This is a genomic window from Pseudomonas sp. PNPG3 (assembly GCF_023093815.1).
Classification (GTDB): domain Bacteria; phylum Pseudomonadota; class Gammaproteobacteria; order Pseudomonadales; family Pseudomonadaceae; genus Aquipseudomonas; species Aquipseudomonas asiatica.
The window spans coordinates 1-6,606 of the sequence record NZ_JALLKV010000104.1 but is presented as its reverse complement, the minus strand read 5'-3'; the positions used below and the strand labels follow the sequence as shown (position 1 = coordinate 6,606).

11 protein-coding genes are annotated in these 6,606 nt (G+C 53.3%); 10 read left to right on the top strand and 1 reads right to left on the bottom strand.

Going from position 1 to position 6,606, the window contains the following annotated elements; genetic code table 11:
• Positions 1 to 109: 109 nt before the first annotated feature.
• Positions 110 to 349 carry a hypothetical protein gene (locus tag MJ643_RS30015; RefSeq protein WP_247727238.1) on the bottom strand — a complete coding sequence of 80 codons (240 nt, stop codon included), beginning with the start codon at positions 347 to 349 and terminating at the stop codon, positions 110 to 112.
• 78 nt (positions 350 to 427) lie between these two features.
• Here MJ643_RS30015 and MJ643_RS30010 point away from each other — a divergent pair, with 78 nt between their 5' ends.
• The 10 genes from MJ643_RS30010 to MJ643_RS29965 all read left to right on the top strand — a co-directional run bounded on the left by MJ643_RS30010 (position 428) and on the right by MJ643_RS29965 (position 6,407).
• Positions 428 to 1,156, top strand: coding sequence for a LexA family transcriptional regulator (locus tag MJ643_RS30010; RefSeq protein ID WP_247727237.1), 729 nt, complete (start codon positions 428 to 430; stop codon positions 1,154 to 1,156).
• Positions 1,157 to 1,165: 9 nt separating this feature from the next.
• A complete protein-coding gene (locus MJ643_RS30005; RefSeq protein ID WP_247727236.1) occupies positions 1,166 to 1,390 on the top strand; it encodes a hypothetical protein in 225 nt (74 codons plus the stop codon).
• Complete coding sequence (locus tag MJ643_RS30000; protein ID WP_247727235.1) at positions 1,387 to 1,620, top strand: hypothetical protein; 234 nt, start codon at positions 1,387 to 1,389, stop codon at positions 1,618 to 1,620. Before MJ643_RS30005 ends, MJ643_RS30000 begins: the two co-directional genes overlap by 4 nt.
• A gap of 82 nt (positions 1,621 to 1,702) precedes the next feature.
• Entirely contained in the window at positions 1,703 to 3,694 is a 1,992-nt protein-coding gene (locus MJ643_RS29995; RefSeq protein WP_247727234.1) for an ATP-binding protein, read from the top strand.
• Between the two features lie 163 nt (positions 3,695 to 3,857).
• Positions 3,858 to 4,103 carry a hypothetical protein gene (locus tag MJ643_RS29990; RefSeq protein ID WP_047934811.1) on the top strand — a complete coding sequence of 82 codons (246 nt, stop codon included), beginning with the start codon at positions 3,858 to 3,860 and terminating at the stop codon, positions 4,101 to 4,103.
• A gap of 150 nt (positions 4,104 to 4,253) precedes the next feature.
• Positions 4,254 to 4,511 (top strand): DUF1654 domain-containing protein, encoded by a 258-nt coding sequence (locus MJ643_RS29985; protein WP_247727233.1) that lies wholly within the window; start codon positions 4,254 to 4,256, stop codon positions 4,509 to 4,511.
• A gap of 699 nt (positions 4,512 to 5,210) precedes the next feature.
• Positions 5,211 to 5,432, top strand: coding sequence for a hypothetical protein (locus MJ643_RS29980; protein WP_247727053.1), 222 nt, complete (start codon positions 5,211 to 5,213; stop codon positions 5,430 to 5,432).
• 63 nt (positions 5,433 to 5,495) lie between these two features.
• Positions 5,496 to 5,705 (top strand): hypothetical protein, encoded by a 210-nt coding sequence (locus tag MJ643_RS29975; RefSeq protein ID WP_196184404.1) that lies wholly within the window; start codon positions 5,496 to 5,498, stop codon positions 5,703 to 5,705.
• A gap of 73 nt (positions 5,706 to 5,778) precedes the next feature.
• Positions 5,779 to 6,216: a tellurite resistance TerB family protein gene (locus MJ643_RS29970; RefSeq protein ID WP_103469392.1), complete on the top strand. Its 438-nt coding sequence runs from the start codon at positions 5,779 to 5,781 to the stop codon at positions 6,214 to 6,216.
• Positions 6,213 to 6,407, top strand: coding sequence for a hypothetical protein (locus MJ643_RS29965; RefSeq protein WP_247727232.1), 195 nt, complete (start codon positions 6,213 to 6,215; stop codon positions 6,405 to 6,407). The genes MJ643_RS29970 and MJ643_RS29965 overlap by 4 nt, the downstream gene beginning before the upstream one ends.
• The last annotated feature ends 199 nt before the right edge of the window (positions 6,408 to 6,606 follow it).

The following is a 6,606-nucleotide window of genomic DNA, read 5'->3' as shown; positions in this document are numbered from 1 at the left end:
TCTCTCCTACTGGTTACATTCACAGGTGTTTTGGCCATCTACTGGCATAGCGCCATCAAGCAGATAATTCGAGGCGCACCAGCCGGCGCAGTCTTGCGGCTGGAATGGGTTAGCCGGCGGGCTTGCTGGGGGATGCATTGGCCAGCAGCCAGGCGACATCGAACGGCCTTCCATTTTCCGCAGCAGCTTTTGCTAGGGCCTTTGCGTAGCTCGTTTCGCCCGTGTACTCGGTGCGGGGCAAGCGAGCTTTGGCGATCCACTTGTCTACGGATTGCCGGCTGACGCTACAGGCGGCAGCTGCTGCAATAGGTCCGCCGGCGCTTTCGATTGCGGTGTGAACGGCGTTCATTGCCGACTCCTTTATCAACTTGCGGTTGATATTACAGATCAACTGACTGTTGATGCAAGCATATGAGACGATCAACCAATGGTTGAAATAGAGAAAATCCGCGCTGAGTTCGCGGCCCGACTGCGGAAAGCCTGTGACCGTGCCGACGTTCGGCTGCGGGGGCGAGCAGTCGACATAAAAAAAGAGTTGCAAAGGAGAGGTAAAACGGCCTCCACGACAGCCATTGGTAAATGGCTGAATGGCGACTCACTTCCTGAGGCTGACAAGCTCTTGCCGCTGGCTGACTGGTTAAAAGTCCGGCCGGAATGGCTCGAGTACGGCAGAGGCGAAATGGCCAGCATGGGCGAACCAGCGGGAAATTCCTCAAGCCTAAGTGGCAATGTCGAGCCCGGTCCTCCCATTACCACCGCACCTCGAAGGATCGAGATTATGGGTACGGCCCAGCTTGGGAACGATGGCTACTGGCTTGGCTTGGATAACTCGGATGGCTGGGTTGAAACCTGGACCCGGGACGAAGATGCCTACGCGCTGCGGCTCAAAGGCGACTCAATGGCCCCAGCAATTCGCAGCGGTTGGGTGGCCGTGTGCGAGCCCAACCATCGTCTTGTTCCAGGCGAATACGTGATGGTGACCACCACTGATGGACAGAGCATGGTCAAAGAGCTTCTTTTCGAAAGCGAGGATGGCGTGAGCGTGATGTCGGTGAACTCAGCTTATGAACGCCGGACGATTGCCTGGACCGACATCGAGAAGATCCACTATGTCGGTGCCATTCTGGGTCCTAGCAAGGTTATGTGCCGCCTCTGAGGAATCGCCATGTCCCTCACTAAGCCCAACCAGCAGCTGCGCCGAGATCTCAAAGACGCAGCATTCGCCCTAGAAAGCGCCGCACTGGAGATTTTCCACAAGGCCCAGGGTTACGAGGAGGCTGACTTCTTGGCAGCGATGAAGCGCGTCGAAAAGCTGCATGAGCTGGCGGATCGACTCACGGGGCATGGGAAAGAAGTGAAAGCAGGTCGAGTGACAAGGACAAAGGAATGACCCTGAGCAAGCCCAATCAAGAGCTCCGTCGCGACCTTCAAGGCCTGGCATCGGACCTCAAATGGTCTGCTGTCGAACTGATGCGGATAGCCGAGCGCCTGAGCCAGGCCGGAAACGAGCATGACGCCCAGGCAGTGATTAGGATCTGCCAGGTGATGCAGGCTGGGGAGGGTCGGTTGGTGGGATATGGGGAAGAGGTGAGGGCGGGGACGATTTTGCGTGATGCCTAACGAGGCCAACATCCAGGCGCAGGTGCTGCTGGGGTGGATCTCGAAACTTTTATAGTCTCACTGATTATGCATGGTGATTTTAGTGGAAAAGGAATTCTCCTTATACGATTTCTCAGGCTCTAATGCTATCACCCACGAAGGCATAGCCAAGCATTTCAAGAATGTCAAATCCTGGCAGGCTATAGCTGAATTAATTTGGAATGGTTTTGATGCTGGAGCTTCTGAAGTTCAGGTATCCATTACCGAGACAACTGCCGGCGGCACCGAATATTTGACAGTACTCGATAATGGTTCAGGAATTGAATTTAGAGAATCCTCTAATAACTTTAAGAGATTTAATGACTCTCTGAAAACTTCTTCTTATGACACCCATGGCTCACAAGGTCGAGGGCGCCTAGCCTTTAGTAAAATTTGCAACCACGCAGAGTGGTACACTAGGCATCATGGAGAAGATGCATTAATAACCATTACCAGCTCAAATTTGAGCAAGGTTTCGGGAAAGCAAATAAACTCAGAGGATATACACCCGCTACTAGCCCATTGCACCAGCGGCACATGCGTTGAATTAAAAAATTTCACAACCAATCTACCCCCCACCGATTCTTTGGTCAGTGATTTTAGCAAAGAATTTGGCGGCCACCTTATTTTAAGGCCGCACAAGTCACTACTTCTTAATGATATAAAAATCCTGCCCCAGGAGCATCTTGAATTCAAGACATCTATCGACCTTGAAGTCGCCAGCTTTGATGTACGACTGATTCGATGGAAAGAAAAACCCGGAAATGACAAGTCATATACGTACTTCGTAACCAATGACGGCAAAGTACTGCACAGAATGCATAGCTCAGGAAATAAAAAGCCCGAATACTATATCAGCATTTATGTCAACTCACCTTATTTTGAACGTTATACTCCGAATTCCGATTCCCTGTCGGAGCCAATTAACTCGTTCCTACAGAGCAAGCTTGGCCGCAGCCTAGATAGAAAAATAAAATCATTCATAGCTGAAAACTATGCCTCGTTTTTGATAAGCCAAGCAGAGGATCAGGTGGCTAGATACGAGTCCGAGGGTGACTTCCCTGTTCATCCCGAGCTTGGGAGCGCAGAGAGAACTTGGCGTCTAAGCTATGTCAAAGAAATTATCAAAAGCGTGATAATCAAAGAGCCGACGCTATTTGTCGGAAGTAATAAAAAGCAACGTCGAGTAATAATTCGGTTATTGGACAGGCTCGCTGTATCAAACGAAAATAGTGGCATATTTGACATCATCGAGAGTATTCTCGATTTGGATGCTGCCACTATGAAGACTTTTGCCAACCAGATTAACAAAACCAAGCTCGAGAATATCGTCAATACCATCGAGGTTCTCCAGAAGCGCGAGACTGCAATCCAGCAGATCAAGGAAATCATGGACGTGCATTACAAAGACGTTCTTGAAACCCCTCACCTTCAAGGCATTATAGAAAATAATACTTGGCTCTTTGGTGCCTCCTATGAAATATTAGGGGCGGAAGAGGACAGTTTCACGAAGGCTGCTGAAAGCCTTAGAAAAGAGATAAAAAACATTGAAGATGTTGATGTTGGGGATTTGGCAAGCGGCGTAACAGTCGAGGGTGCTAAAAAGCAAGTTGATTTGCTCCTAGTCAGACGCCAGCCTCAATACGACCCAAATGGGGATAAATATTATCGGTGTGTAATTGTCGAAATTAAAAGGCCGGGTGTAGCCCTCAACGACAAGCACCTTCAGCAACTAGATCAATATGCATCTATCATAAGTAAATATCCAGCATTCCAGAGCGACCTCACTAGGTTTGAGCTGATATTAATTGGACGAACTATATCTGCTGAGGCGTTTAATATTGGGCAGCGCCTGGAGTCGAATAAATCCCACGGCGAACCTGGAATAATTACGAAGACGGCAAAAGTCAAAGCCTATATTAAGCATTGGCCACGAATTTTTGATGAATTCAACCTCACAAACGATTTTCTATTGGAAAACCTTAAAACTCAGCGAGCGGACCTTTCAAAAATGACGAAGGAAGATCTACTCGCAGATTTAACGGCCCAAGCGTGACGACTCCCAAAGCCCGCCTCGGCAGGCTTTTTCATGCCTTCACGCTTTTTTCACGCCCTGCCCTGCACAGTGAAGGCTCATCCGATTTCCCTACGTTAGCCCGCATTGCAGTGCGGGCTTTTCTTTGCCTGCTAGGCTCTCCTCATCAGCACGAGGAAACGCCATGACCGACCTTCCAGATGATCCGACCCCAGCCCTGCTCAGCCGACTAAACCAAAACATCAATGCTCTCGGTGCTGCAATCGAGGAGATTGGAATCTGGATCGACCAGCGGGGGTCGACTGATACGTCCGAGCGGATAAGCGAGCATCTTGAAGTGCTTTCGGATAACAGCGACGCCATAGCCGAGCTGCTGGTGGACCTAATCGCTAGGTGGAAACCCGAAGGCCAGAGCGACGAAACAGATTGAGCTGACCAGGCTAAAGATCCCTCTCTGCCCACTTCGGTGGGCTTTTTTATGCGCGCCCGCCAAAAAGAGCACAAATGTGCTCCATCCAGTATTGCCATTTACCGATAGATAAAATACTGTTTATTCATACAGTAAACGGAGCGCTCCACAATGGCCAAGCAGCAGTCGAAATCGAAAGCCCCTACCCCGCCGACGCCCTACGAAATGATGGGTGCGCGCATCCAGAAGATCATCAACTCACCGACAGCGCAGAAGGCCCGATCGGTAGTGATCGCAAAGGAAGAGCACGAAGCGCCTGCTGACTGGGAGCGCTTCTTGGATGAGGTGGCCGAGAACGACAACGTGACCCTAGCCCAGCGCGACGATGGCTCGGTGCGTTTGGCCTGGACCGTTCCCGCTGAAGACTGATTTTCAAGTTCCCTCCTTTGCCCGCCTTGTGCGGGCTTTTTTGTGGGCCACGGAAAAATATCAACTCAAGGTTGTTGACTTTAATCAACCAGTGGTTGATATTTGACTTCGTCGACGGCCACATAGCCTTCGAATGCCCCTCCGGGCAACCGCTCTTTACACAACCAGACGTGACCCTACGACGTACCGGCCAATCCGGTGGTGAGAAAGCTAAACCGTCGTCCATGCAGCCTCTGGATAGCTGCCGTGCTCCCTCATGCGAGCACGCGAAGCCACGCATACAAACTGGAAAAGCATCGAACACGAAATGTGCGACGCCGGTGAGAGATGACTCGCAACTTGTGTGGCGGAGAACAAATAACCATAGGAGGAACCTGCCAATGAAGCATTAAGCCCAGCCGACAAAACGGGTCGGCAATCCGCGCATACGTGCCCTACTCAGTCGGCCAAAGGGCTGCACTCAAGCGCGGAGCAACACGATGCCCCATGACCTGAGCCGTATTCAGATTGAAGGCTCAGCGAGGGAAGCCCAAGACCAAACCATAGAGTGCGGAGCTGCCATCTGAGGCGGTGACGCCATCCGACAGTAAGTGCGGAACGCCCCGCAACACGCCAGTAGCTGAGCGGGGCCAGCAACACCGATTTCCTCGATGCCCTTCCCGTGAGGGGCATCAGGGAAATCAACCGGAGGGATTCACGATGTTCAACATGGCAACCATGGCGGCCGATGAATGCCGCGAAGGCGCTCAAGACCGCGCCTGGAACCGCTGGATCGCACAGGCCCGCCAGATCCTCAGCCGCTACATAGTTGATGACCAGGATGATGCCGAAGAATGGCTCCACGACCTGTACTGCGACGGCTGCGAACCTGATGAAGCGGTCACCGAAGTTCAATGCCAGCTAGGCCTCATTGAGGCCTGAAGATTTCACTCGCAGCCATTCCCACAAGTGGCTGTTGGGAAATCAACCGCCCTGGAGGGCAGCATGTACTGCACCGATGACGAGATGAAAATTCAGAAATTTGGGCGAGTGACCATCACCAAAGACGGCATCAGCATTGAGGGTTTCGATGTGAAAGGCGCGATGTGCCGAGACGTAGCCGTGATGGCTGCCGCCTGGGCGATCGGCGAACTGCAGCGCGAGATGCTGAAGACCATCGCGAAGCCCGGTGGCGGGAATATCGGCGTCGACTGAGCGGTGTCAGATTTCACTGGCTGGCCTTGGCGACAGGGCCAGACGGGAAATCAACCCCACGGAGCAACACCCCATGCTTGGAAAACTGTTCGGCAAGAAAGGTCGTGAAGCCCGCGCTGCGATGCAGGTGGTTCAAAACCGCGACCTGATGCAGGCGATCGTCTACGGCGCCTTCTACGTCGCCGCTGCCGACGGCGAGATCGGCGAAGACGAGATCAAGAAGACCGAGAAGTTGATCGCCAACACGCCTCAGCTCAAGGGCTTCGGACCGGAGCTGTCCAACACCATGGACCGCGCCGAGAAGGACTTCCACGACGGCGGCCATCGCATCCTGCGCATGAACGCCGAGAAGGAGCTGAAGGACCTGGCCCACTCGCCGGAAGAAGCGGCCATCGTCATCAACGTCATGCTGACCATCGCCGAGGCCTCGGGCGACATCGACGACAAGGAAATGGCCGTCCTTGAGAAGTCGGCGAAGCTGATGGGCCTCAGCTTGAAGGACTACCTGTGATCCGATTCGGATCGTTCGCAATCATGGCCGCCGCCGTCGTGTGGCTGGTCATGCGCGGCATCGACTACGGGACCTGCGCCTGGTACGGCCATCAGACCGAGCGCGACACCCGCTACGCCGCATTCGTCGGCTGCATGGTGAAGACCAGCAGCGGATGGGTGCCTCGCAACGAACTGCGCACCCAGCAGTAGCACCGCGTCAGCCTGACGATAACTGCCCGATCTACCTGGTTCCCCATCACCAGGCTGCATCGGTCGTGGCGTTCGCCCTCCCCTGGTCCGGGAGGTGCACGGCAGCGAGCGTCACGACCAATGCAGCCCACCGAGGACACTTCATGGAAACGATCACTTGCGGCTCATGGATTGGCCAGCTCGGCAAGGCGCTGGCTCC

What these genes read in the sequence shown, in the direction of transcription:
- MJ643_RS30015 (WP_247727238.1), bottom strand. Translation starts at nt 349, where the DNA reads ATGAACGCCGTTCACACCGCAATCGAAAGCGCCGGCGGACCTATTGCA.
- MJ643_RS30010 (WP_247727237.1), top strand. Translation starts at nt 428, where the DNA reads ATGGTTGAAATAGAGAAAATCCGCGCTGAGTTCGCGGCCCGACTGCGG.
- MJ643_RS30005 (WP_247727236.1), top strand. Translation starts at nt 1,166, where the DNA reads ATGTCCCTCACTAAGCCCAACCAGCAGCTGCGCCGAGATCTCAAAGAC.
- MJ643_RS30000 (WP_247727235.1), top strand. Translation starts at nt 1,387, where the DNA reads ATGACCCTGAGCAAGCCCAATCAAGAGCTCCGTCGCGACCTTCAAGGC.
- MJ643_RS29990 (WP_047934811.1), top strand. Translation starts at nt 3,858, where the DNA reads ATGACCGACCTTCCAGATGATCCGACCCCAGCCCTGCTCAGCCGACTA.
- MJ643_RS29985 (WP_247727233.1), top strand. Translation starts at nt 4,254, where the DNA reads ATGGCCAAGCAGCAGTCGAAATCGAAAGCCCCTACCCCGCCGACGCCC.
- MJ643_RS29980 (WP_247727053.1), top strand. Translation starts at nt 5,211, where the DNA reads ATGTTCAACATGGCAACCATGGCGGCCGATGAATGCCGCGAAGGCGCT.
- MJ643_RS29975 (WP_196184404.1), top strand. Translation starts at nt 5,496, where the DNA reads ATGTACTGCACCGATGACGAGATGAAAATTCAGAAATTTGGGCGAGTG.
- MJ643_RS29970 (WP_103469392.1), top strand. Translation starts at nt 5,779, where the DNA reads ATGCTTGGAAAACTGTTCGGCAAGAAAGGTCGTGAAGCCCGCGCTGCG.